The 22,334-nt window shown below is 61.2% G+C and carries 19 protein-coding genes; 10 read left to right on the forward strand and 9 right to left on the reverse strand.

Going from position 1 to position 22,334, the window contains the following annotated elements; all coding sequences use genetic code 11:
* Window positions 1-59: 59 nt before the first annotated feature.
* The gene (locus tag K414_RS0121440) at window positions 60-1,853 is read left to right on the forward strand and encodes a hypothetical protein (RefSeq protein WP_027497797.1); all 1,794 of its coding nucleotides are present in this window, start codon (window positions 60-62) and stop codon (window positions 1,851-1,853) included.
* Between the two features lie 375 nt (window positions 1,854-2,228).
* Here the strand turns inward: K414_RS0121440 and K414_RS0121445 are convergent, their stop codons facing one another.
* From K414_RS0121445 to K414_RS0121470, 4 genes are all read right to left on the reverse strand, one after another.
* A complete protein-coding gene (locus K414_RS0121445) occupies window positions 2,229-3,863 on the reverse strand; it encodes a hypothetical protein (RefSeq protein WP_027497798.1) in 1,635 nt (544 codons plus the stop codon).
* Between the two features lie 804 nt (window positions 3,864-4,667).
* Complete coding sequence (locus tag K414_RS0121455) at window positions 4,668-6,455, reverse strand: DUF262 domain-containing HNH endonuclease family protein (RefSeq protein WP_027497799.1); 1,788 nt, start codon at window positions 6,453-6,455, stop codon at window positions 4,668-4,670.
* 492 nt (window positions 6,456-6,947) lie between these two features.
* Window positions 6,948-9,395: an AAA family ATPase gene (locus K414_RS0121465; protein WP_037219469.1), complete on the reverse strand. Its 2,448-nt coding sequence runs from the start codon at window positions 9,393-9,395 to the stop codon at window positions 6,948-6,950.
* 150 nt (window positions 9,396-9,545) lie between these two features.
* Entirely contained in the window at window positions 9,546-10,331 is a 786-nt protein-coding gene (locus K414_RS0121470; RefSeq protein ID WP_027497802.1) for an SDR family oxidoreductase, read from the reverse strand.
* Window positions 10,332-10,417: 86 nt separating this feature from the next.
* On the opposite strand from K414_RS0121470, the gene K414_RS0121475 reads away from it, so the two are divergent.
* Both K414_RS0121475 and K414_RS0121480 read left to right on the forward strand, forming a co-directional pair.
* Entirely contained in the window at window positions 10,418-11,293 is an 876-nt protein-coding gene (locus tag K414_RS0121475) for a helix-turn-helix transcriptional regulator (protein ID WP_027497803.1), read from the forward strand.
* Between the two features lie 43 nt (window positions 11,294-11,336).
* Window positions 11,337-12,110, forward strand: coding sequence for a hypothetical protein (locus tag K414_RS0121480; RefSeq protein WP_027497804.1), 774 nt, complete (start codon window positions 11,337-11,339; stop codon window positions 12,108-12,110).
* 52 nt (window positions 12,111-12,162) lie between these two features.
* On the opposite strand, the gene K414_RS0121485 is transcribed toward K414_RS0121480, so the two are convergent.
* Window positions 12,163-12,597 (reverse strand): GNAT family N-acetyltransferase, encoded by a 435-nt coding sequence (locus K414_RS0121485; RefSeq protein ID WP_027497805.1) that lies wholly within the window; start codon window positions 12,595-12,597, stop codon window positions 12,163-12,165.
* 39 nt (window positions 12,598-12,636) lie between these two features.
* The gene (locus tag K414_RS0121490) at window positions 12,637-13,233 is read right to left on the reverse strand and encodes a TetR/AcrR family transcriptional regulator (RefSeq protein WP_051365223.1); all 597 of its coding nucleotides are present in this window, start codon (window positions 13,231-13,233) and stop codon (window positions 12,637-12,639) included.
* 159 nt (window positions 13,234-13,392) lie between these two features.
* Between K414_RS0121490 and K414_RS0121495 the strand changes: the two genes are divergently transcribed.
* The 3 genes from K414_RS0121495 (at window position 13,393) to K414_RS0121505 (ending at window position 16,233) form a co-directional block, all read left to right on the forward strand.
* The gene (locus tag K414_RS0121495; RefSeq protein ID WP_027497807.1) at window positions 13,393-14,496 is read left to right on the forward strand and encodes a serine hydrolase; all 1,104 of its coding nucleotides are present in this window, start codon (window positions 13,393-13,395) and stop codon (window positions 14,494-14,496) included.
* Entirely contained in the window at window positions 14,493-14,966 is a 474-nt protein-coding gene (locus K414_RS0121500) for a helix-turn-helix domain-containing protein (RefSeq protein WP_027497808.1), read from the forward strand. Before K414_RS0121495 ends, K414_RS0121500 begins: the two co-directional genes overlap by 4 nt.
* Before the next feature lie 76 nt (window positions 14,967-15,042).
* Window positions 15,043-16,233, forward strand: coding sequence for a DUF3089 domain-containing protein (locus K414_RS0121505; protein ID WP_343294191.1), 1,191 nt, complete (start codon window positions 15,043-15,045; stop codon window positions 16,231-16,233).
* 13 nt (window positions 16,234-16,246) lie between these two features.
* Here the strand turns inward: K414_RS0121505 and K414_RS0121510 are convergent, their stop codons facing one another.
* Together K414_RS0121510 and K414_RS0121515 are read right to left on the reverse strand one after the other, a co-directional pair.
* Window positions 16,247-16,771, reverse strand: a complete 525-nt coding sequence (locus tag K414_RS0121510; protein WP_051365224.1) for a hypothetical protein — start codon at window positions 16,769-16,771, stop codon at window positions 16,247-16,249.
* A gap of 25 nt (window positions 16,772-16,796) precedes the next feature.
* Window positions 16,797-17,324: a hypothetical protein gene (locus K414_RS0121515; protein ID WP_051365225.1), complete on the reverse strand. Its 528-nt coding sequence runs from the start codon at window positions 17,322-17,324 to the stop codon at window positions 16,797-16,799.
* Between the two features lie 262 nt (window positions 17,325-17,586).
* Between K414_RS0121515 and K414_RS0121520 the strand changes: the two genes are divergently transcribed.
* From K414_RS0121520 to K414_RS27650, 3 genes are read left to right on the forward strand one after another with little or no spacing between them, the layout of a single operon-like run.
* Window positions 17,587-18,258 carry a hypothetical protein gene (locus K414_RS0121520; protein ID WP_027497812.1) on the forward strand — a complete coding sequence of 224 codons (672 nt, stop codon included), beginning with the start codon at window positions 17,587-17,589 and terminating at the stop codon, window positions 18,256-18,258.
* A 14-nt stretch (window positions 18,259-18,272) separates the two neighbouring features.
* On the forward strand, window positions 18,273-18,926 hold the full coding sequence (locus K414_RS27645) for a hypothetical protein (RefSeq protein ID WP_152530462.1): 654 nt from the start codon (window positions 18,273-18,275) through the stop codon (window positions 18,924-18,926).
* A gap of 20 nt (window positions 18,927-18,946) precedes the next feature.
* Window positions 18,947-19,558, forward strand: coding sequence for a DUF6636 domain-containing protein (locus K414_RS27650; RefSeq protein WP_152530463.1), 612 nt, complete (start codon window positions 18,947-18,949; stop codon window positions 19,556-19,558).
* Here the strand turns inward: K414_RS27650 and K414_RS0121535 are convergent, their stop codons facing one another.
* Window positions 19,559-21,484: an NAD(P)/FAD-dependent oxidoreductase gene (locus K414_RS0121535; protein WP_237606286.1), complete on the reverse strand. Its 1,926-nt coding sequence runs from the start codon at window positions 21,482-21,484 to the stop codon at window positions 19,559-19,561.
* 184 nt (window positions 21,485-21,668) lie between these two features.
* Between K414_RS0121535 and K414_RS0121540 the strand changes: the two genes are divergently transcribed.
* Window positions 21,669-22,331, forward strand: coding sequence for a nitroreductase family protein (locus K414_RS0121540; protein WP_027497814.1), 663 nt, complete (start codon window positions 21,669-21,671; stop codon window positions 22,329-22,331).
* Window positions 22,332-22,334: the final 3 nt, after the last annotated feature.

Here is a 22,334-nt window from a genome sequence, read left to right on the forward strand (position 1 = left end):
GGTATTAACCTCTTGCTCGAACCAGACTCAATCCGCTCCGCTCGAAGGGTAGTCCATCAATGAAGTTGATCTACTTGCACGGTGTCGGCGACGGCGACACGAGCCGGGCGTGGCTCGACGCGCTCAACGAAAGCTTGTCTGACGAGAACCTGCCGGTGATCGACCCGAAGGACGTGATCGCACCTCATTACAGCGACCTCCTCTCGAGTCCGGACGCCTCGGAAAGCGTCCCGAAGCCAACTGTAAACACCAGGATGTCTGATCTATCGGTAGAACGGGCTCAGTTCATCGACAGGCAGATCGAGGCCGCACGGATGGTAGGTGCCGACCCCACGGCTCAAGCTCTCGGATTTCCCCTGCCCGACTTGGACGCGATGGATGCAAAGTTGGGCGCGGTCCTGGGTGCCATGCCTGAAAAATGGTACGCAAATGAAATCAAACAGATCCAGGCCTACGTGCACAAGAAAGGCCTTCGCGGAGCCGTTCTGAGGCGGGTTCTTGCGGAGATACCTCTAATAGGAGAGGTAGTCATAATTGGCCACAGCCTGGGAAGCGTCGTAACGGTCGATCTCTTGTCGCGGCTTCCCGCTGACGTTTCGGTCCGCCGCGTCGTCACAATTGGAAGCCCCGCACAAACCGGGCTCTTCGCGGTGTCGCGACAGGAACTGATCGGCAACTTCCCCTACGCACGGACCAACTCCTGGCTGAATTTCTTCAGTAAACGAGACCCGGTCACTCGCGCACGCGGACTGGCAACTGTGTTCGCCGATGTCCAGGATGTTCGAGTGAACATCGGCAAGGTTGGTCATAGCTCGGCTGCGTACCTTAAACAACCTTCCGTGGCCAGAGCGGTAGGCAACGCGTACCACCAATCCAACTCGGCACCAAGACGCACCACGAAGGTGACGACAGCACTGACCGACGATACGGCCGCCCTGATATTGGAATTGAACTTTCGGTACGCCGTATCGGAGACCATAACTGACGCGAATACCAAGGCTAGATTTACCGAGGCAGTGCGGATCAATCGGCGCGACCTGGTTGCCCAAGTATTGGAAGCAGATAAAGAGGGCATCCCACTTCCAAGAGAACTGCATTTGCTGGCAGAAGGAAAGACACCGAAAGTACCCGACCATTGGGACATCGCCAGCATCATCGAACAGCTCACCATCCTGGCGCTCAGCGACCTCTCTGCGCCATTTGAAATTGACATTGCGGACACTAGCTTTAAGGCCATACCGAAATTTGCCGAGAAGATCGGGCTTACGCGCGATTTCGGCGATGCCCTCGAGTGGACAATTCGAGGCTTTAACAACAAGATGACCAAACTAAGCAAACCGGGGACAAGTTGGCAGCGATGGGCAATCGCAGGTGCTGGGGTGGCGGTCATTGCGATCGCACCGATCGGGCTCATTGCGCTCGCGCCGGCTGGAGCGGCGGGAGCGGCGGCTATGACAGGCGGCCTGGCAGCGCTGGGGCCCGGCGGCATGGCGGGCGGCCTTGCCACGATCGGAGGCATCGCTGGAACGGGTACTGCCATCACAACGGCGGCAACGGTCTCCGGACGCCGAGGAGCGACTCGGCTGAGCTCCGCGGAACTATTACTCGCCGTAGCTGTTGCCTACGCGCAGAAAGTCCTCGCCCATGACTTCGATGAAGATCTATGGTTCAAGGCATCGGCATCGGTTGCAGAGCTGTCCTCACAAATCAATATAGTTGAAACGCTCAGCGACCCCAAAGCACCGTCGGTGGCGGCTATGATCGCGGAGCGAGACATGACTCAAAACCTGGTGCAGTTCATGGAATCAAACGATCTCAATCCGGACACATTGCCGCGCACCATCCTGGCCTGAGCTTTTTGGTCTACCGTTGCCTGTTCTCCAGTAACGTCACCGCCCGCCTGTTCTACGGCCGAACCTTGACACATGCCCTCGCCCTCGCCGGCAAACTCGAAATCATGGCTACGCAATGTCGCATGAAGCCATGCACCGCAAGCACCAGTTGAATCGTTTCATGTGAGACGTCGCCGACCTTTCGTACATCGAGTTCAGCTCTGATCAGCGCCTCTTGCCGCAAGAGGCGATACCGAGATTCCGGAACCTAACTGACCGTCAGACCCGAGTTCATTCAACTGAATGAACTCGGGCCGTTGGGCGTCTTCGGACGACTACCGCGGCGGGTTCCGCGACCAACCTAGGGCCTGTCAAGGAGTTGAGACATGGACTGTGTCAGCTCGTTAGGGCAGTCAACATGGCCTCGCTGTGGAATTTCGAGTAAGGGCACAGGCTCGTCCGCAATGCGTCGGCCAGCACCGCGCTTGCTTCTTTCCACGGCAACTGATGCAACTGAGCCAGCGCTTCTGCTTCGAAGCCCCATGCGATGCTGACGTCGTCCCCCTTGGCCGCCACGTAACCGTGCTGGTGAAACCCCAACAGGGTGTACGTCTCGCTCAGATCAGCGAGGCTCTTACCAGTCCGTGTCTCTAGTTCGGACGCAGAGACAACCACGACACCAATTAGCGCGGACTCGTCGCTCCTAGTCGACTTGATCGCGTAGGCCACTTCGATTTGTCCGATGTTCAACGTGAACAACCGTTTTCGACCTGCCCCCGCGTTGGTACGCGGCATGCAGGTCAACCCCCAGTTCAGCCCCACGTCTTCGCGATAGTCGGGTAGCGCTACATCGATCAAAGCTGCCAAGAACCTCCCGACCTCACCGCTTCCATCTGCGCTGTGGAACGCCCGTACCTTCTCTGACGCGACTTCCGAATCAGCCGGTTTAATGCTGGGATCAGGAAGCGTGTGCAAGGTCGGTTCCGGCTTCTCGGTACCGGCGGTCTCCGCAGCAGGAGCAAATTCGGCAATGTGAGAACCGAACACAGCCACCGCAGCCGCTGCCAGGTGCGGGTTGTGTGACGACTTATAGCCAGATTGCCTCTTCCGCATGACAGCCATCACGTGGCTTCCTGCTGCCAGCGCAACGCCGGGGATGCGGAACGCCTCGTCGATGTAGTCGATGTCGTCTACGACAACTGTTCGCTCGAAGGCACCGGCGGACTTATGCCCTATCGGCCCTGCCTTTACATGCTTCGACAGTTTCCTCCACAGTTTGGGGAGAGAAAGACGACGAGCTTTGGGTAAGTACGTTCCGTTGACGAAGAAGCGGACTTGGAGCATCCCGGTTTCCGGATCCTCCCAGATGAAGAACGTTTCGAGCATGCTCATCGAAACACGAAGTATGAGAGTCTTGGACGACCCGGGGAAACAACTGACAGTCCAGAATGTGCCTTCTGTTCTCGACGGAAACGGTACGCACGCATTCAGATACGTGCCCAGGGCACGGACGATGTCCGCGTAACGAGGATGCGCCTGCAACCTCGCGTACGTACCGGCGTGGGCTGCCAGCTGTGAATCCGAGTATTCGACGCCCAGCGATACGTCCTGCCGGTTGACAGCTAATGGGTTCCTCGACCACTCAGCCTGCTCGTCAGGCGACACCACCGCGTCGAGGGTGCTAAGGCCGACGATGGCAGATGCATGTTCACGGTTGCGCAGTGTGAGCCCCGCTGCTTCCGCCGAGTGAACCAGCGCCCGCTCGACGCGCCGCAGCTCGATCGAGGTTCCACTCATGGGGCGGACACGAAACGTCAAAATGTCGGGATGGTTGACGGCATGCTGTTTCAGTCTGGCCTTGATGTCGATAGATATGCCCACGTAGGCTTGTCCGTCAGCGAATTCCAACAGATACAGACCGCAAGTCTTGGCTGCAATCTGGCCGAGACCGTCCTCCCCATAGAGCGTCGTCGAACTGTATTGGTTCTGCTCGGCCCATAGACCGACGGACGCTGATTCTTTGACCGACACTCGATCGAACTCCTTTGGTTTTCATGCGATGCAAGATGGGGATGGCAGCCGATTCACCGTTTAGATTCGTACGCTGTCGACGCGACGGCCGGCCGGACGTCGAGACCGGATACCGCTTGCGCCTGACTCCGCCACCTTCGTGATCTAGGAGACATTGCCCCGCTTCACCTGCTCATTCAAATGACCGAACGGCCCTGTGCTGTGCCGAAAATCGTTGGCGAAAGCACCTGACCGTTCTCCGGAAACAATGTACCTGAACCGATGAATTAGCCAGCGCTCCGTGCCCGTGGGGCGGATGTTGCTGGCCAGGTCGGCGACAGAGACAACAATTCGCGGCCGGGAAATGACAGGCCGACGCCGCAACATCAACAGCGCGACGGAAACCATTCCGGCGTGACCAACAGTGTGTCCGGTTAGATGGGCTAATGGACACCCGCGATAGCCACACGGCCCTTGATCTGTCGAAGGTCGCCGCAGCTGAACCGGAGCCAATTCAGGAGGATGGCGTGATCCGCGAGCTGAGACGGCAACTGAATCGCCGGACTCCCACCATAGACATCGCGCCCCAAATGCGCGAGATCGATCACGCGCATTTGTCAAGACGCAGGCCGTATCGTGGTTGACTGCCGAACCCGCCCGTGTCCTGGGGATCGCTAGGTCATCTGACATGCGAGGTCGAACGAAGGATTGTCCGCTCATCCCCGCAGCTCGCTCCTGGAAGACGTTGGCATGATTGTCGAGGGCTCGCGCGGTTCTGCCACAGACACGCCCGACCGCGATGCTCAACGTTCAAAAGTGGCCCTTTCATATTTTGAAGAGCTCCAGCGCTTCCTCGGCTAAGACTGCAGTCCGTTCTTCGATCTCAGTTTCCGTCCAACGCTCGGCATCAACAACCCCGGAGTTGAGGCTCAACCCATTCCGGAAGCCGATAAATCTTCCGTGACTATCAGTGCGCTCTTTCTTGTAATTGAAAGACCGATTTCCAAGGTTGCTATTAAAACCGGTAATCGTCAAATTCCCTAACTTGTGGACAACGCGCTGCTGAACATCCACAGCAATATCGCGACCTCCTCCGAGCATTTCGACCCATTCATCGGGCATGTTTGAGCCCTGAGGAAGTATATGCTCTATGGTCCACGTGTAATGCCCACTTTCGCGTATCCATAAGTCACGACGGGTTTCTTTTGTGAACTCCCGCTCCGCGAGCGAGACTAGAACGAACCGCGCGACATCTGCATTTTCATCATAAATTGATCCGGTCAGCTTTTCGAGGAAGCGCTCGTCGGATGCCGACACATTGCGCAGTAGATCTCGAACTGCAGTTTCGATGAAATCGCCCTTTAGCGGAGATATCGTATCAATCAGGTCCATGAATAAAGACTGCATAGCGTAGGTTTGAGGTGTCCCCGTCAAGTTACGTCGGACAAAGAAGCTTGCCAGCAACCGAGCAATTGATGTAAGTTTTCGTTCATCCAGTTCGAGATCGACGCAGCGCAGCATCAAGTACAGAAGCAAGATATGAGAGGGCGCGCCTTGAGCTCGCACTAAATCGCGGAGCGCGTTATCTAAATCTGTCCGAGAATCTTCATCGTCTAAATTACCGATAATTCTTTTATAAACCACGCCTGCTACTGAAATCTTATCCAGAAAGACCGGAAGCTCTGCGTCGATAAGCGTTTCGTAAATTCGAATTAGGTTCGTGCGGGTTGCGATGGGCGCTTTCGAAACCGGCGGTAGAGATTTCTTAAACGCGTTGTAGTACTGCCTGAAAAATCGCTCCTGATTCTTATAGTCATCACCCAGATCACTGAGAAGATCGTTCCATCGCTCAAAAATTTTGTCGCTTTCGCGGTCCTTGCTCCCGTCGTAGGATGCAAGCAAGTTATTTTTAATTAGATCAATTGGCGTAAGCGGCATACCGCGATTGTTCAACGACTCAAAGAGCACGAACGCATCTGAATGACTTACAACCTCAAGCTTGACAAGGGTTGCATTCTTAACCCTGCCAAGCATATCGAGCGCGACAGAAACCACATCCTGACCAGTCTCGTCAGCCCGAGCTTCAATTCTGTTCACGAAATGGATGTACGACCGCATAATTCTTCTATTTCCCAGATTGCGGACCTTGGGCTTTTCGATGTCGATCTGGGCGCGCGCGAGCACATTAATATAGTCTTCATAGTTTGAGTTTTGCTTCTGAGGACGGATGCGCGAACGGGCTGGACGTTTTAGCACAAGTTGCCTACGAAGATTATTCAGGTCGGTAAGGTCATCTTCGTCAAGCTTACTGCGCCTGACTTCAAGAGTGCCATGGATCGCCGCCAGCAACAGCGACAGTGTCGTCATTCGTTGCTGTCCGTCAATCAGTTCCAGAATGGTCTCGTGGGTTGCGTTCTGCGTTTGATTGACACAGATAATAGTCCCCAGGAAATGTCCGCCATCACCAGCTGCGTCCAGGAGATCGTCGAACAAGTCATCCCATTGCGGTTTACTCCAGGAGTACTCACGCTGATAAGTAGGCACACGATACACGATCGCGTTTTCCGGACTCAGAAGTGTATATACAGGGACGTTGTCAACCGAGCTAATCATTACCTTTGTTCTCCCTTGTCGCTTTGAGCATTGGCACTATGCAGGTCGCCTGGAGCGAATCAGTGTTCTGAATGGAATTCATCGGATAGTTCGTGAGGTAGCGTCGTCCGGCAGAAGAAACCGACTTGCGCATTGCCAGTCATTCACTCTCCAACAGAATCGCGACCACACCGCAGAGGTGCCGCATTTCGGCGACCGTGGGTGCCAGTTCATACGCATGGTGGTGGCATGCGTTGCTCAATCTGTTCCATGCCATCGCTGCAGCATCGGCGTTCTCAGCTGTATCGAGGGACCGCAAGATCACCAATCTCGATCGCATACTCGGTCGCTCGATGTCCACTCCTAGCGCCACACATCGCTCGATTACCAACTCCTCCAAAGCCTGGCGAGCGAGGAACGCGGCTAGACGCGCAGATCCGCCTGCAGCACCATGACTTCCGTCGAGCAGCAGTTCGGCATTTCTCAACGCAACCGCCGGCGACGTTGCGGTAGTCATTCGGCGAGGATCCCGTCGACCATCTTCTTCAGGTCGTTTACCACTTCCCAGGTGATCGGCCGATCTGCACCTTTGTGAGTGCCGGCGTTCGCAATACGGAGCGTCGGGAAGCGTTCGGTGCGAAAGCCCAGCCACTGCGATAGATCACGTTCGGAATCCTGGTGCACGGCCAGCGCAATCTTGTTGCGAGTCTTGTGCACTGACGACCAACGCTCCTCGGTCACCATCCGAGACTCCCCCGCCCGGTGTTGCTTTGCGTAAAACACCTGTTGCGCAGCCGATTCCAGGGCCAATCGGAACAAGCCCGGTGCGACCCGCCGCTTGACGTCGTCGGGCACATTCTCGTCCAACACCAAGGCACGTACATCATTGAAATAGCGGGTCGCTTGATTCTGCGTCTCGGAAACACTGATGGTGGAACCTGGTTCCCGCATCACCTCGACGAGCCGAGCGTCGACGGCGAGTTGCCTGATCGCAGTGGCCAATCGGTCGTCGTGCGAGAACACGATGACCTGCCTGGTATTCGCGAGCGTCGACAGCACCTTGATGAAGCCGTCGATCTTCGCCGGATCCATTGCCTGTATCGGGTCGTCCAGCACGATGAATCGGAACGGACTGTTCGGCGTAGTCGCCCTCGGGATGAACAGCGCCAGCGCCAACGCATGCAGCTCCCCCTGACTCATCACCGACAGTGCCTCGGACTCCACGCCGTCGACCGAGCCGGTCATCACCACTCGCCTGCTGGTGTTGTGGCCCACCAAGTTGATAGCACCGATGTCGACATTGCTTTCCTGCCGCAACTCCGCCCAAATGTCGCGCGCCTGCTCGGCAATCGGAGCGAGCCGCTGATCCCTCAATTGCTTGGCATGCGAGGCAATCCACTTCTTGGCCGCATCGACGTTCTTGACGACCTCATCCGCCTCTCGCGCCGTGGATTCGAGAGTGGCCCACGCGGCCAGACGTCCAGCAATCGGCGCCCAGGTGTCCTCACGCTGAGCCGCCGCTTCCGTGGCTTCGGTGCGCAGCGCCTCAGTAGACTCGATAACCGCGGGGATCGTCGTAGCCAAGTGATCCGCCAGACCGGAAGAACTCGAGGGTTCTCGCGCCGCGGCGACGGACTTTCGATATTCGGACAGGGAAGGCAGGTCGACGCCCTCGACTGCGGTGGCGTCGGCAATTCCGTTCCCCAGTTCGACTGCGGCACGTTGCGCTTGGTCGAGTCGGCGGCGGCTGTGCTTGTAAGCGGCCAGTTTCTGGCTCTGCTCGGCCAACTGCGCCCGCGAGTGCTCCGCCCACGCATCGTCGAGCGTCCCGGCCGCACAGACCGGGCACTCGATAGTGCCCGTCTCACTGTGCAATCGCAGGGCCGCATCGAGCAGATCGTTGCGCTGCTCCACCACCGACAGTGCCTCATCAGCCGAATCCGCGGTATCGGCCGCAGCTGCCCGAAGCTCCGCCACCACCTCGTCGACACGCTGCTGCGTCGGGGCGCTCAGCGCTGCGAGCCGCTTCAAGCCGATGAGCGCGGGCGATGCCGATGCGTCGGCTCCAGTGGCGAGCGCCAGCACCGCGTCGAGATCCGCAACCCGTTTCTTGACCAGGTCTGCAGCACTTTTCGCACGATCGTCCGACGCATCCGACAACAAGTTCTTGAGCTGGCGCATGCTCTCCGCTGCTCGTTGCCGGGGCCCCTTGACCTCCTTGAGTACCGCTGCCAGTCGCTTCTCGGCATCGGTGATCTCGTCGAGTCCGAGGAGTTTGGCCAGGGCGTCGTGCAGGGTGGACGGCGTCGCGTCGAACAGTCCGCCGATTTCGTCGTAGGACAGGATCGGGCGATGTAATTCGACGGCAGACTTCCACCCCAGTGCATCGGTACCGTTGCTGCGCTTCTGCTTTCCCACCTGAGTCCAGGTGGAGCATCCCTTCAGCGCGGCATCGGAGGTCCAGTCGACACCGACAACCGTCGGTTCGGACCCTTCGATCGTGAGCCCCACCCGCACCTCACACGGATCTCCCTGATGCAGATTGCGCCAGGTATCGGCCCACAGCTTGGCCTTGTTCTCCCAGCGGTGACTCGAACCGGTGATCGCGAATTCGAGCGCCTCGGCAAAGCTCGACTTGCCCGATCCGTTGCGGCCACTGACGATCGTGATGCCCGGCGCGGGGTGTAGCTCGAGGGCTGCCTTGGGCCCGATACCGCGGAATCCCGCAACAGTGATCGAGGTCAGAAACGCACCGACCGGCTCTTCGACGAGCTGGCTACCCGACGGCTCCGGAACGAGAGGGGTCGCGACGCCGTCGAGAAGCTCTTGTAGCGCTGTCGGCCCTTCCAGGGCAGCCAAAACGTAGTATTTGGCCTCGTCGGACAGGTCGTTGTCCGCGTCGATGGCGTCGATCACCACGTCGACGAGTGGCCTGTCGACAGCATTGTCGGCAACGGTCACCGGCACTCCCCTGTTCGTTCTGATGGCTAACCAGACCCCACAGTTCCATATGAGACCGACAGTCCGCAGGGACATGAACCATCTCCGATTCACCGTCAGTACGAGCTTGCGAAGGTTGGTCTCAGGTAGGCAAGAACGTGAGGATCAGATTCAGGCCCCCGAACCGCAGTCGACGGGCACGATCGCTCCGGTCACCGCGGAGGCCCTGTCACTCAGCAGCCACGCGGCGGCCTCGGCAACTTCGCGGGCTTCGGCCATGCGACCCATTGGCGACGCAGCGCTACTGGCTGCGATCACACCAGGTGTCTTGGCCTCCCATTCGTCCATCATTTCTGTTGCAGTTCCTCCGGGCATCAGACCGTTGACACGGATAGCCTCAGGGGCCCAGGTGACCGCTGCGGTTTCGGTGATGCTGTTGAGCGCCCGCTTCATGGCCCCGTACGCCGGAAGCGGCGGAACGGCACGGCGGCTGCCGATGCTCGAAGTGTTCACGATGGCACCGCCTCCACTCCGACGCATAAGGGCGGCTTGGGCATTCATCGCGATCCAGTGGGCGCGGAAGTTGACGGTGAACTGCTCGTCGAGGTCGTCTTCGGTGGTGATGTCGAGGGGACCTATCTGCTGCTGGTTGACGCCACCGTTGTTGAACGCGCCGTCGAGTCGTCCGTGCAGCTGCTCGACGCGGGCGACGGCGGCCCGGATGCTGTCGGAGTCGGCAAGGTCCATAGAGACTGCGTCGGCGGTACCCCCGGCACTTCGGATTATCGTCACGAGCTGATCGAGCGAATCGACATTGCGGGCGGCGAGCACAACCGCAGCCCCTTCAGCAGAGAAGAGTTGAGCCGCAGCGGCGCCGATTCCTCGACTGGCACCGGTGATGAACACGATTTTTCCGGCCAGGAGGCCGGCTGTACTGGAGGATGTTTTGATGGTCATGATGCAAGCATCAAGGCGCATCGACATCGGATACAGGCACAAACGGTACTAGGGTCCGACGCTCGACTCGGGGCACAATCGAACTCATGAACAAGCAGGAACTCGGGGCGTTTCTCCGTAGCCGCCGAGAAAAGCTTCAACCGCAGGATGTGGGTCTACCGTCCGGCCCTCGTCGCCGGACCCCGGGTCTTCGCCGTGAAGAAGTTGCCGTGCTCGCGCATATTTCGACGGAGTACTACGTGCGCCTCGAACAGGGCCGCGCACCACGCCCGTCGGCAGAGGTGCTGGCGGGCATCGCGGCTGCCCTGTGCCTCGGCGACACCGAGTCCGACCATCTGCATGCGCTGGCGGGCACCGCGCCCGCGAGGTCAGGTGTCCACCGGCGCGATGTACGGCCCAGTATTCTCACGCTCCTGGAACGGTTACCGCAGACCGCCGGCATCGTCATGTCGGCCGCGTTCGAGGTACTCGCCTGGAACGATCTCGCCGCAGCGCTCATGGAAGATTTCGGCACCCTGACCCCTCGTCATCGCAACCTTGCCCGCAAAGCTTTCCTCGGCACCGAGCAGCCGAGCGAGCGGCTCTACGGCATCTCCGACGACGCCCACTTCCGCCACAGCGCCGTCAACGAACTCCGCACCGCACTCACCCGCTATCCGACAGACGAGACTGTGTGCAACCTCGTCGCCGAACTGCGCGACGGCAGCCCCGACTTCGCGCGACTGTGGGAACGACACGACGTCGCAGTCTCCCCCGCCCTGCGAAAGACCTTTCGGAACACCCCCGTTGGAGAGATCACGGTGGACTGCGATTCGATGAAGCTCGTCGAACTCGACCAGCACCTGATCCTGTACACCGCCGCTGTCGGCAGCCCCGATGCCGACAAGTTGGCGCTACTGGCGATGATCGGACACCAGCAAACTGAGCACCACGACAAACCAGCCGGGACCCGCACCGAGTGACAGCAGCCTTCGATCTGTCGGTACCCGATGCTTCGATGGCGGTATGTCACGACTCGACGAGGGGTTCCCGCCGCCCACGGCCTGTGTGCAGTGGTGTCAGCACCGCAGCTACGACCTGCATGTCCTCGACGACGGTGTGGAGGTAGACCTGGATTGGTGGAACGGCCACCTCGACCGAGCAGGCCACGATTTGCGACTGCGCGGCCGCAACCTCGACGGAGAAATCGTCGAGTACGGCGGTGCCATTGTGCAGCGAAACGATCTACGAATCGGCACCGATTTGACTGTAAGCAAACATGATTCGCTCGGCTTGTTGCTTCTGTGCGCGGCGTGGCAGGGCAGTCATCGGCACCGAAGAGCGATGCGACGATTCTCGAATGTCATGAACCCACACCTCAGCCGTCCCGACGAGAACCCCGTCGCCAAGACTCTCGCTGTGCTCGACAGCTGCGTCCGCAACCGCGCAGTGCCCGACCATCCGAACTCGACCTGGTCCGGCTGGCCCGACGCACCGGGCGTCGGAATGTCCCTGATGGCCACGTTCCTATGGGCGGTGAACGCGTCGGTCTACGGCGGCCCGGCGCAGCTGATCGACCAATACGGAGTCTCGACCCTCATCCACGAAGGATGGCTAGAAGACCCGTCCGTCACCGGATTCACTCGTCGTCGCTACGACCGCTACGTCGAACTCATCACTGCATGGGCCACCGACATCGGTACCAGCCCCGAGCTCGTCGAGATGTGGCTCGTGCAGCGCTGGAGCGCCCGACTCAACGAAGCACGACACGGCCGCTACACCGCACCCACGTTGTTCTGAGCCGCTCGAATATCATTGCAGCTCAACTGCATTGGTCAGAACAGAAGAGGGTTCATCGTCCGCTCGTCACCATGCGCACGTGCGGGATTCCAGCGTCCAAGTAGTTCTCCCCCACACGAACGAATCCGAAGCGGCCGTACCACTCTTCGAGGTGCGCCTGAGCGGAGAGTTCGACGACCCCGGGATATGCCTCCTGTGCCGCTTTCACGAGTTCGCCGGCGTAGCCCCGACCCCGTGCACTGGCGGCGGTCGCGACTCGGCCGATGTGAACGGTGTCATCGACGAGGACTCGAATGGTCGCCAGCACCTCACCGTCGTCGTCCTGCATCCAGAACAACTCCGTCGTCGGAAGCAGATCCGCACCATCGAGTTCGGTGTCGTCGACGATGCCCTGCTCATGCACGAATACCGCGACCCGAAGCGCCATGATGCGGTACAGAGTGTTCTGGTCGACGCGTGCCAGCGGGGCGTGATGGAGCGTGGGCATAAGGATCCGTTCTGTCGAAGGTAGGGACAAGGTCACCGATCAGTGCCGGGCACTGCGGTCGACCACGGTGGCAACCGTGCGCTTGGCGAGTCGTTTCTGCGTCGCCGGCGGATACGTCTCGCGGTCGAGTACCGCCAGGACCACGATGCCCTCCACCGCGGTAGCAATCTGCAAGGCGTACTCCGCGGCCTCGGCATCGGTGATGTGAGTGCCGAGGTCGGCAACGAGACCGGCTATGCGAGTGAGCCACTGACGCGTGTGGGTCACGTGTGGGTTCCGCAGCTCGGCGTCCGCGATCGCCGCCGCCGCGAAGCCCGTGAAAATTCGAGCTTCGACAATGCGCTCGTCGTCGAGTGGAAGTACTGAGCAGACAACGGAATACAGCCGCTCCGCCGCGGAGTGTGCGCCACCGGTACCGGCCTCGTCGGCCCGCGCTGCTGTGCGCTCGAACAGGGTCTGTCGCGCGTGCACCAACATCGCGGACCGGGAGCCGAAGCGGTGCATGATCAGACCGGTCGTGCAGCCCGCCCGAGTCGCGACCGCGCGCACCGTCGTCGCCTCGATTCCCAACTCCGCGATCGTGTCCCACACGGCCTGCGAAATGCGATGCCGCGGATCGTCCGCTTCGAGTGTCACTCGTTCCCACCTCCCCTCTCGCCGTAACACTTGTTACGGACGAGCGTAACAGGTGTTACGGCGAGCCATCTGCAGGACGCCACAGGAAGGGGTTGCCGAGACGCGCAAACCGATTTACTGTTATTCCGTAATTACGGAATAACAACCAAGGAGCTCGAGATGCGACGCCTCACCCTGGCTTCGGCAGCCTGCGCGACGGTCCTGTTGATGAGCGGATGTGCTTCCACCGACTCGGACACCGCCGAAGCCGCCACCCCGACACCGGAGAACTGTGCACCCGTCACCTCGACCGACCTCGCCACCGAAGACGGGTGGATCGGACTGATCGATCAGGCACCCGACACCGTCGGCCTCGTGATCGACGACGGACGCGGCCGTACCGTCGAACATCGAGCCGATCAGGAGCAGGTACTCGCGTCGGCGATCAAGGTGGTGCATCTCGCCGCCTACGCCCAAGCCGTCGCGAACGGCAGCATCGACCCGAACGAGCAAGTGTCGCTCTCGGATTGGGAACGCTGGTACGTACCCAACACTGATGGTGGCGCGCATCCGAATGCCCTGAATCGCTTGGGAATCGTAAACACCGGCACCAACGCAACCGACCCCGATGTCACGGTCCGCATCGACGACGTCGTCACGGCCATGATTCAAGAAAGCGACAACTCCGTCCCCGACTACCTCCGATACCGACTCGGCGACCAAGCCATCATCGATGCGGCAGCCACCGGAGGGTGGGAGAACTTTGAGGTGCCGAGCCTGGTGGCCGACATGCTGTCGCTCTACGACCCCGCTCTCGCCGCCGGTGACCGGTGGGAGACCGCGCAGAAGTGGGCCTTCGACCCGAAGTTCCGCGCCCAACTGGAGGCGTCGCTGCAACCGTCCACCCCCGAGGAGCAAGCCGCCCGAGTGCAGAGCACCTTCCGTGGCGGTTCGGCCCAACAACTCAACGGAATGTATCGCGCCTTCACGGATGGAACCTTCGGCAACGCGTCGGATACCATTCTGCGCCAATTGGAATGGCAGCCCGCAGGTGACGACGTTCTCGGTGTCGGATTCAAGGGTGGCAGCCTCGCAGGCGTGCTCACTCAGGGATTCGAGCTACGGCGCACCGATGGAACGGTGGCGACCGCAGTGTGGCTGATCGATGGTCTTTCTGCAGACAGATTCGAGCAAGCGTATGCGGACGCTGGCGTGCAGCAGCAACTCATCCTCGAGGCCATGCTCTCATCGGACGTACTCGACCGGATAGCCTGCGTGGTGTGAGCGCAGAGTTCGAGTCGAGACTGGCAGAGCTGGAGGCTCGCGTCGCCGAGCTGGAACGACGCGACGCTCCCGAGCAGGTCGATGCGGCCCCGTCGACGGGCGGCATCGTCGCCTATCAGGGCGACGTGCATCTGCACGGCACGGTCCGTTGGGACATCAGCTACTCCGCCGACGCCATCATCGATCTGCCTATCGCCTCGATGTCGGAAGTGCTTGCTGCACTAGGCCATCCAGTTCGGCTACAAATCGTCCGAACCTTGCTGCGCGGTCCGGCGAACGCGGCAGATCTGCACGCGGCAGTAGGGGTCGGCTCCTCGGGTCAGATTTACCACCACCTCAAGACGCTGAGCTCGGCGAACATCGTGGAGCAGCAGAGCCGCGGGGAATACCGGATAGCACCGAAACGAGTTGTCCCGATTCTGGTTTCGATGCTCACCGCCGCCGACATCGCGGGAGACCTCGGCACCTGACCGTTACGGCCAGGTGAGGCGACACCACAGTCTCTCGCAATCGATCGGAATGCCAGCCGTGCTAACTTTCGTGGCAGTGACACCCGTCACCAGCAGAGCACAGGGAGAAGCGGCAGTGGGACGACGCGCAACGGCAGCGATACTAGGGCTGTTTCTGATGGCGGGCGGTCTCGTCGGCACCGGCACCGCTGCGGCGCAACCCGCACCGGCCACGACGTGGCTGTGTAGCCCCGAACTGACAAACGACCCCTGCGACCTGGGCGGCGACACCACCGACCTCGGCACCGGCACAGTGACTCCTGGCCCCGCGGCCGTGCCGGAGTCCGACAAGCCCGTCGATTGCTTCTATCTCTACCCCACCGTCACCAACGACGTCGCACTCAATGCCCCCGGCTACGCGACGCCCGAGGTGGCTTCTATCGCCAGTTTCCAGGCTGCCCGGTTCAACACCCAATGCCGAGTATTCGCGCCGGTCTACCGCCAGACCCCGTTGGTCGGGCTGCCTCTGGCACTGGTGGGTGCGGCCGGACCGTCGATAGATCTGGCGTACTCCGATGTGCGCGCCGCCTGGGACAACTACATGGCAACCGAGAACAACGGCCGAGGCGTCATCCTCATCGGCCATTCACAAGGCACGTTCATGCTCCGCAAGCTGATGCGCGACACCTTCGATCAAGATGCAGCCCTACGACAGCAACTTGTCGGCGCATTCCTCATGGGCGGGAATGTCGAGACGGCCCGCGGCAGCACCACCGGTGGCGACTTCACGAACATCCCTTTGTGCACCGAACAGGGCCAGTTCGGTTGCGTCGTAGCATATTCCACCAACACGCTACTGCCGCCGCTGTCGACGTTCGGCAATTCGTCGCTGGATCTGTGGTCTCAGAGATGGGGCCTGCCGAGTGGCCCGCAGTATCAGGTGGCCTGCACCGATCCGGTGGCACTCAGCGGAGACGATCGGCCCGTCGGAATCACGGTGCCGAGCGCACCGTTCGCGTTCGGAATCATTTCGATTCTGTTGCAGTACTCCACGGCCCCCGAGACCGTGCCGACCTCGAACTCGACGTGGACCACCAGCCGCGGCCGAGTGGTCGGATCGTGCATCGAAGCCGGCGGGTACAACCAATATCACCTGACGTTCGTGGAACCTCAGCCGCTCAACGAAGTGCCGCTTCTCGATTCACATCTGGTCGACATGAACGTGGGCCTCGATCGTCTGGTCAGCATCGCCGATCAGCAGACGACAGCGTGGCAAACGGCCCGCTGACCGTCCAGACGTGTCACGGAACGAGCAACACACCCAAGCCGGGGATGAGGGCGTTCGATTCCGGCGGGGCTTGCCACTGCTCACGATTGTGGGTGACGGTCACAACCACCGGGCCCGCCCCGGTCTGCGCAGTTACTTCGAGAGGCAAGTTGACCGGATATCTCGGCTCAGCGTTGATCGGGAGTGATGGATTCTCGAGGGCTTCCCAGTGCCGTAGATCGACCGCTCCGACGGCACCCGTGGCGAGATTGCGCCAGTTGACCGTCAGGAAACGGTAATTGAACTGGTAGTAGTACGGCCTGATCTCCGCAGCCTTGAAGCGCACCTCACCTGGCTTCTCACCTACCGTCGCCGTGATCGGAATCGTCTGAACGAGTCCGCCTGGCACCCCAGCCGGACCGAACTCCGGCCCGGTGACGACAGGGACCAGAAGCTCGGACGTCGTCGGTGCAGCCGTCGCCGCACCCACTCCCACACCCAGAACCAGTGGTACGGAGAGCGCCAGCGCAATTACTCCGCGTCGTAAAGATGTTCGCATCGTTTGCCTTTCATCCATGTGGAATTCAGGGGACCAGCACCACGCCGGCACCGGGGAGAAGAGTGTCGAGGTACGGAGAGCCCCACTGACCGCCGTTCGAGTAGTCCTTGGTGTGCGTCACCGTCACCACAACAGGACCCGGTCCGGTGTTCGCGACCACCTCGAGGGGCAGATCTTCCCGTCCGTAGGGGCCACTCGGCGACGGTGTCGGATCATCCTGCCAGTGCCGCAGATCGGCGGCACCCGTCGCACCCGTCGCCAGGTTTCGCCAATTCAGGTTCAGATACCGGTAGGGATACTGATCGGCGAACGGGGCAATGTTCGCGGCCGAGAAGCGAGCGACACCGGGCTCGTCGCCCACAATGGCCTTCATCGGAATGGTCTGGAAGAGACCACCTGGAACGGCTCCGGGGGCAATCTGGAAACCGGTCACAACGGGTACCTGCAAGTTCATCACCTGCGGGGCGGCTGCTGCCGTGCCGGCTCCGATCCCGAACACCAGAGGCACGGTCAGCGCCGTTGCTACTACCGCTCGCCGCAATGACTTTCGCATACTGCGTACCTTTCGTCGAAGTCGCACAACGTGATTCCAGATCGAGATAAATCCTGCGCTATGCGTCTCAGGTTGAAGCTGAAACATCAACTGGCTGTTGAGTGTTTGATGCCTCCACCCTCTCAGGCGAAATGTCCGATGTTCCCGTCGTATACCGATTCGTGACGGGGTCGTGACACGAACGACGTTAACAGACCACCTGGCCCGTTCGATTCATAGTTCAGAGGTGATGCACTCTGCAGCCACCGGTGAGGACGAACGAATGAGGCAAGTCCGCAACATCGTGGCCATGTGCGCCCTGGTCGCTGCTACCACCCTGTCCCTCACCGCCTGCGGGTCCGAGGCACCGAGCAGCACCGATGCAGCGCCCGTCACCAGCGCCGCTCCCGCGCCGTCAGCCGGTGGTTCCCCTGATGCAGGCGGCGGCACCGGGACGGACGGGCCGGCCGTCGAGACTCCCGAGGTCGTGACTCCGGCACCGGAGCAGCCCTCCGACGCAGGACCTGCTGCCGTGCCGCCTGCCCCGAACCGCGACGACGTCAACGTCGACGCACGCGACTTCGAGGTAGACGGTGGCCAGTACTTCTTCCAGTCCCCGAGTGGGAACGTGTTCTGCGCATTCAATTCATCCAATGCACCCGGAACGATCGTGGGCTGTCAGGTCCGCTACTCGGTGGCGGGCAACACCGGGCGCGAGTGCCTCAACACCGAGAACAACACCTACGGCGTGCAGATCACACAGGACGGCACCGTCGAACAGATCTGCACCAACCAGGGAATCTTTTTCGGTGGCAATCCCGGCCCACGAGTCCTGGAATACGGCCAGGTCATCGGAGTGACAGGCAACATCTGCCGGTCCACTGAAGCTGGCATCACCTGCTACGACGGCGACAGAGGCTTCACGATCTCCCGCGACGTCAACATTGCTTTCTGATGAAGGAGCTCCGAATGTTCCGAAGAACTGCTCTGCTCGCGGCGGCCGCAACACTCACGGCCGTGACTCTGACGGCCTGTGGGAGTGACGACGCCCCCGCGGCCGCACCGGCCCCCACCGCTGCGTCACAAATCTCCGCTCCGCCGCAGGTGACCGTTGCAGCGCCGACCCAGACCAGTGGAAGCAACGCCGGAGGTGAGTCCGGTGCACCCGCGGCGACCGAGTCGACGCCAACCGCTGCCGACCCCGGGAACAACACCGCACCGATCACGCCCGTCGACCCGGCAAGCCTCATCGTTCCCGGCAATCAGGTCGCGTGGAAGTCGCCGTCCGGCAAGATCTACTGCAAGATCGGCTCCGGACCCTTCTCCTCCGGCTGCCAATCGTCCGACGCCCCCGTTCCCGACGGTGCCGAGGCCGACTGCGCCCCGAACTCGACCTTCAGCGTGGACATGCTGTCCAAGGGCTTCTACCTCGACCCCGGCAAAGTGACTCCCACCTGCTTCAACCAAGGAGTATTCGGTGCCGAGGACGCCCAGGTATTGGAGTACAACACGTCCGTCTCCTACAACGGCTTCACGTGCTTCTCTCGAGTCGAAGCAATGATCTGCGACGCCGGTGGCGGGCATGGCTTCGTGTTGTCGATGCAGCAAGCGACGTCCAACTGATGCCGAGATACAGCAGTCGCGTGGCCCTAGCCGCCATTGCGTTCATCGGTGTACTCCTGACGGGATGCAGCAGCTCGGACGAACCGACCAATGCGATGCCGTCGGTCATTCCCACCGTCGTCGCGGGTGCGCCGGCGACATCGACCGAGGCCGGACCGCAGGTCACCGTTGCGCCGCAACCGAGTGGCAGCCAGTCCGAGACTGGTTCTGCGACAACACCATCGGTCGACTCCGCACCGATCACGCCCGTGGACCCGGCCCGATATGCCGCCATCAACAACGAAGTTGGCTGGAAGTCGCCGTCGGGCAACATCTATTGCAAGCTCGGCTCCACCGCGTTCTCGTCCGGCTGCCAAGCCACGGACGCACCCGTGCCCGACGGCGCGGACTGCGACAAACCACCCTTCTCGGCCGACGAGATGAGCAAAGGCTTCTTCCTGGACCCGGGCAAGGTGACTCCGATGTGCTTCAACCAAGGCGCTTTCGGGGTCGAGAACGCGCAATCGCTGGACTACAACACATCGATCTCGCACCTCGGGTACACCTGCTACTCCCGAGTCGACGCCATGGTCTGCGACGCGGGCAGTGGACACGGTTTCGTGTTGTCGATGCAGCAGGCGACGTCCAACTGATCAGCGAGCCTCATCCCGTCGAGGCTCCATGACGAAGTCGTCCAGATCGGCCCGTCGCGTCATCTCCCAGTAGTCGACGATGCGCCACGGGAGCGTCGAGACCACACGTCCGGCGTCGTTGCGGTACCAGTTGTCCATGCCGCCGTGCGACCAGATCATCTTCGCGTGCGCCTCGTCGTGCTTGCGGACGTACTCCGTTTCGACGTCGGCCTTGCACTCGATGGCTCCGATTCGCTTGTCCACCATGTCTATCAGCACATCGACGATGTAGCGGACCTGGCATTCGGCGATGGTGATGTAACTGCCTCCGTGACCCAATACCGTTCCGGGACCGCAGGTGATGAAGAAGTTCGGGAAGTCCGGGACGGTGATGCCGAGATAGGCGTGCGCATCCTCCGGACCCCAGATATCGCGGATGGACTCACCCGATCGACCCCTAACATCGATCGGCGTCAGCAGCTTGTGGGTCTCGAAGCCCGTCGCGAGGATCACCACATCGACCTCGGTCTCCGAACCATCGCGCGCTACAACCGAATTCGAGGTGACTGACGCGACGGCGTCGGCAACGAGGGTAACGTTGTCTCGTTTGAGCGCGGCGTACCAACCGTTGTCGAGCAGCATCCGTTTGCCGAAGGGCGGGTATTCGGGAAGTGACTTCTCGATCAGGTCCGGCCTGCCCTCGAGCTGGCGTTCGATGTAGCGGGTGAAGACGCGTCGATGGGCGTCGTTCATCGGGTTGATCGAACGCTGCGGATGCTCCCACTCCGGATCGACCTGCAGCGAGCTGTGCACACGATCGTTGAAGTTCCAGGCCAACCGCGTCCGGTACCACAGCCGATACAGCGGAACGACATCCATCAGGTAGTTGGCATCGTCGCCCATCTCGGTGAAATACACATCGCTCGACGACACCCACTGCGGCGACCGCTGGAACACGGTCGCATGCCCCACCGTCGACGCGATGGCCGGCAGCACCTGCATGGCACTGGCCCCGGTTCCGACGATAGCGACACGCTTGCCGGTCAGATCCAGATCGGCCGGCCAGTTCGCCGTGTGGAAGATCGGGCCGTCGAACGAGTCGAGCCCGGGGATGTGGGGCACCTTCGGCCGATTGAGCTGACCGGTAGCGGTGATCACCACGTCGGCGGTCAGGATCTCGCCATCGACCGTGGTGACGGTCCAGCCCTGCCGCTGCGCGTCGTACTGGGCGGTCGCCACCTCGGTGTCGAAACGAATGCGTTGCCGCAGATCGTGTTCGGAGGCGACATCGCTGAGGTACTGCCACACCTCGTCGCGCTTGCCGAAGTGCGTGCTCCACGCACGCGGCGCGAAGGAGTAGGAGTAAAGGTGGCTGGGGGTGTCGACGCCGGCACCGGGGTAGGTGTTCTCGAACCAGCCGCCGCCCACGTCGGAGTTCTTCTCGAGCACGGTGTGACTGATGTCCGCCTCGTGCAGCTTGATGGACGCGAGCATCCCCGAGACGCCGGCACCGATCACGATGACGGACAGATCGTTCGGTGCGGCCACCGGAGTGTCCGAGGAGGTGAAGCCCATGTCCTCGGCCACCATGACGCCGAACTCGGGTGGAACCTGCTCACCGACGGCCACGCTGATCATCTCGACGAGGTGCTCCGAGTCGGGTGCGGGCACCGCCATGGGCGTGCCCTCGTGGAACGCGCAGATCGCGTCGAGCGCCGCGGCGCGGATGCGGTCGGCCACAGCGTCGTCGAACCCGCCCGTGTCGTTGTTGTCCATGCCCCGACTACGGGTGGGGCGATACGGATCGGTGAGCCACGCACGGTCTCCGGTCAACTGATAGAGCACCGCCACCAGCGTGGGCAGATTCGCCGCGGTGAGTGCCCGCGCGAGCCGATCCCGATCCACCCCATCCACGGTCTCCGCTGCCGTTGCTGCGTATGTGGACACCGGTTACCTCCTGTTGCGTGCTGCTCTATCCGACTCCGATAGTGCAACTAACCATGGTTAGGCAATTTCGCGCAAGGGATTCGCGGTCTCGATCTCCACAGCATCTCAGCCCTTGACAATGTGGCCCACGCCACACAATGCTTCAGGGCACTACCTAACAGCGGACAGGCGAAGGGAAACACCCATGGAACTCACCGAGGCGATGCGCACCACCGGCACTTGCAGGCGGTACCTCAGCGATCCTGTTCCCGACGAGGTGTTCAAAGCCGCGTTCGACGTCGCGCGCTTCGGCCCGCAAGGCGGCAATCGTCAGCCCGTGCGGTGGATCGTCGTGCGTGACGCCGCCCGCAAGCAGGCCCTCGCCGATCTCTACCTCCCGATGTGGGACGCCTATTTCGCCGGCATCACCGGTGGAACCGTCGCCGTCGGCGCACTGCCCAAGACCGTGCAGGACGCCGACTACTTCGCCCGCCACCTCCACGAGGTGCCCGCCATCGTGGTGGTCTGCGCCGCGCTGGACGGACTGCACCCCACCGATCACGAACTCGGCCGACTCTCCGTCGTCGGCGGAGCGTCCATCTACCCCACCGTGCAGAACCTGTGCCTGAGCCTGCGCGATCAGGGCGTCGCGACCGCGGTGACCACACTGCTGTGCCACGAGGAGCCCGCCATTCGAGAATTGCTCGGCATCCCGGACGACTACATCACCGCCGCGCACATCGCCGTCGGGTATCCAGAGAAGTCGTTCCCGCGCAAGCTCACCCGTGATCCGGTGGAGCAGATCGTTGCGGCAGAGACGTTCTCGCAGCCGATGTTCGACTCCGCTGCACTCTCCCCCGCCCTGTAACAG

Origin of the sequence: Rhodococcus sp. JG-3 (genome assembly GCF_000482405.1) — a bacterium.
GTDB classification, from domain to species: domain Bacteria; phylum Actinomycetota; class Actinomycetes; order Mycobacteriales; family Mycobacteriaceae; genus Rhodococcoides; species Rhodococcoides fascians.

What these genes read in the sequence shown, in the direction of transcription:
- K414_RS0121475 (WP_027497803.1), top strand. Translation starts at nt 10,418, where the DNA reads ATGAACAAGCAGGAACTCGGGGCGTTTCTCCGTAGCCGCCGAGAAAAG.
- K414_RS0121485 (WP_027497805.1), bottom strand. Translation starts at nt 12,597, where the DNA reads ATGCCCACGCTCCATCACGCCCCGCTGGCACGCGTCGACCAGAACACT.
- K414_RS0121495 (WP_027497807.1), top strand. Translation starts at nt 13,393, where the DNA reads ATGCGACGCCTCACCCTGGCTTCGGCAGCCTGCGCGACGGTCCTGTTG.
- K414_RS0121440 (WP_027497797.1), top strand. Translation starts at nt 60, where the DNA reads ATGAAGTTGATCTACTTGCACGGTGTCGGCGACGGCGACACGAGCCGG.
- K414_RS0121540 (WP_027497814.1), top strand. Translation starts at nt 21,669, where the DNA reads ATGGAACTCACCGAGGCGATGCGCACCACCGGCACTTGCAGGCGGTAC.
- K414_RS0121520 (WP_027497812.1), top strand. Translation starts at nt 17,587, where the DNA reads ATGAGGCAAGTCCGCAACATCGTGGCCATGTGCGCCCTGGTCGCTGCT.
- K414_RS0121480 (WP_027497804.1), top strand. Translation starts at nt 11,337, where the DNA reads ATGTCACGACTCGACGAGGGGTTCCCGCCGCCCACGGCCTGTGTGCAG.
- K414_RS0121470 (WP_027497802.1), bottom strand. Translation starts at nt 10,331, where the DNA reads ATGACCATCAAAACATCCTCCAGTACAGCCGGCCTCCTGGCCGGAAAA.
- K414_RS27645 (WP_152530462.1), top strand. Translation starts at nt 18,273, where the DNA reads ATGTTCCGAAGAACTGCTCTGCTCGCGGCGGCCGCAACACTCACGGCC.
- K414_RS0121455 (WP_027497799.1), bottom strand. Translation starts at nt 6,455, where the DNA reads ATGATTAGCTCGGTTGACAACGTCCCTGTATATACACTTCTGAGTCCG.
- K414_RS0121515 (WP_051365225.1), bottom strand. Translation starts at nt 17,324, where the DNA reads ATGCGAAAGTCATTGCGGCGAGCGGTAGTAGCAACGGCGCTGACCGTG.
- K414_RS0121510 (WP_051365224.1), bottom strand. Translation starts at nt 16,771, where the DNA reads ATGCGAACATCTTTACGACGCGGAGTAATTGCGCTGGCGCTCTCCGTA.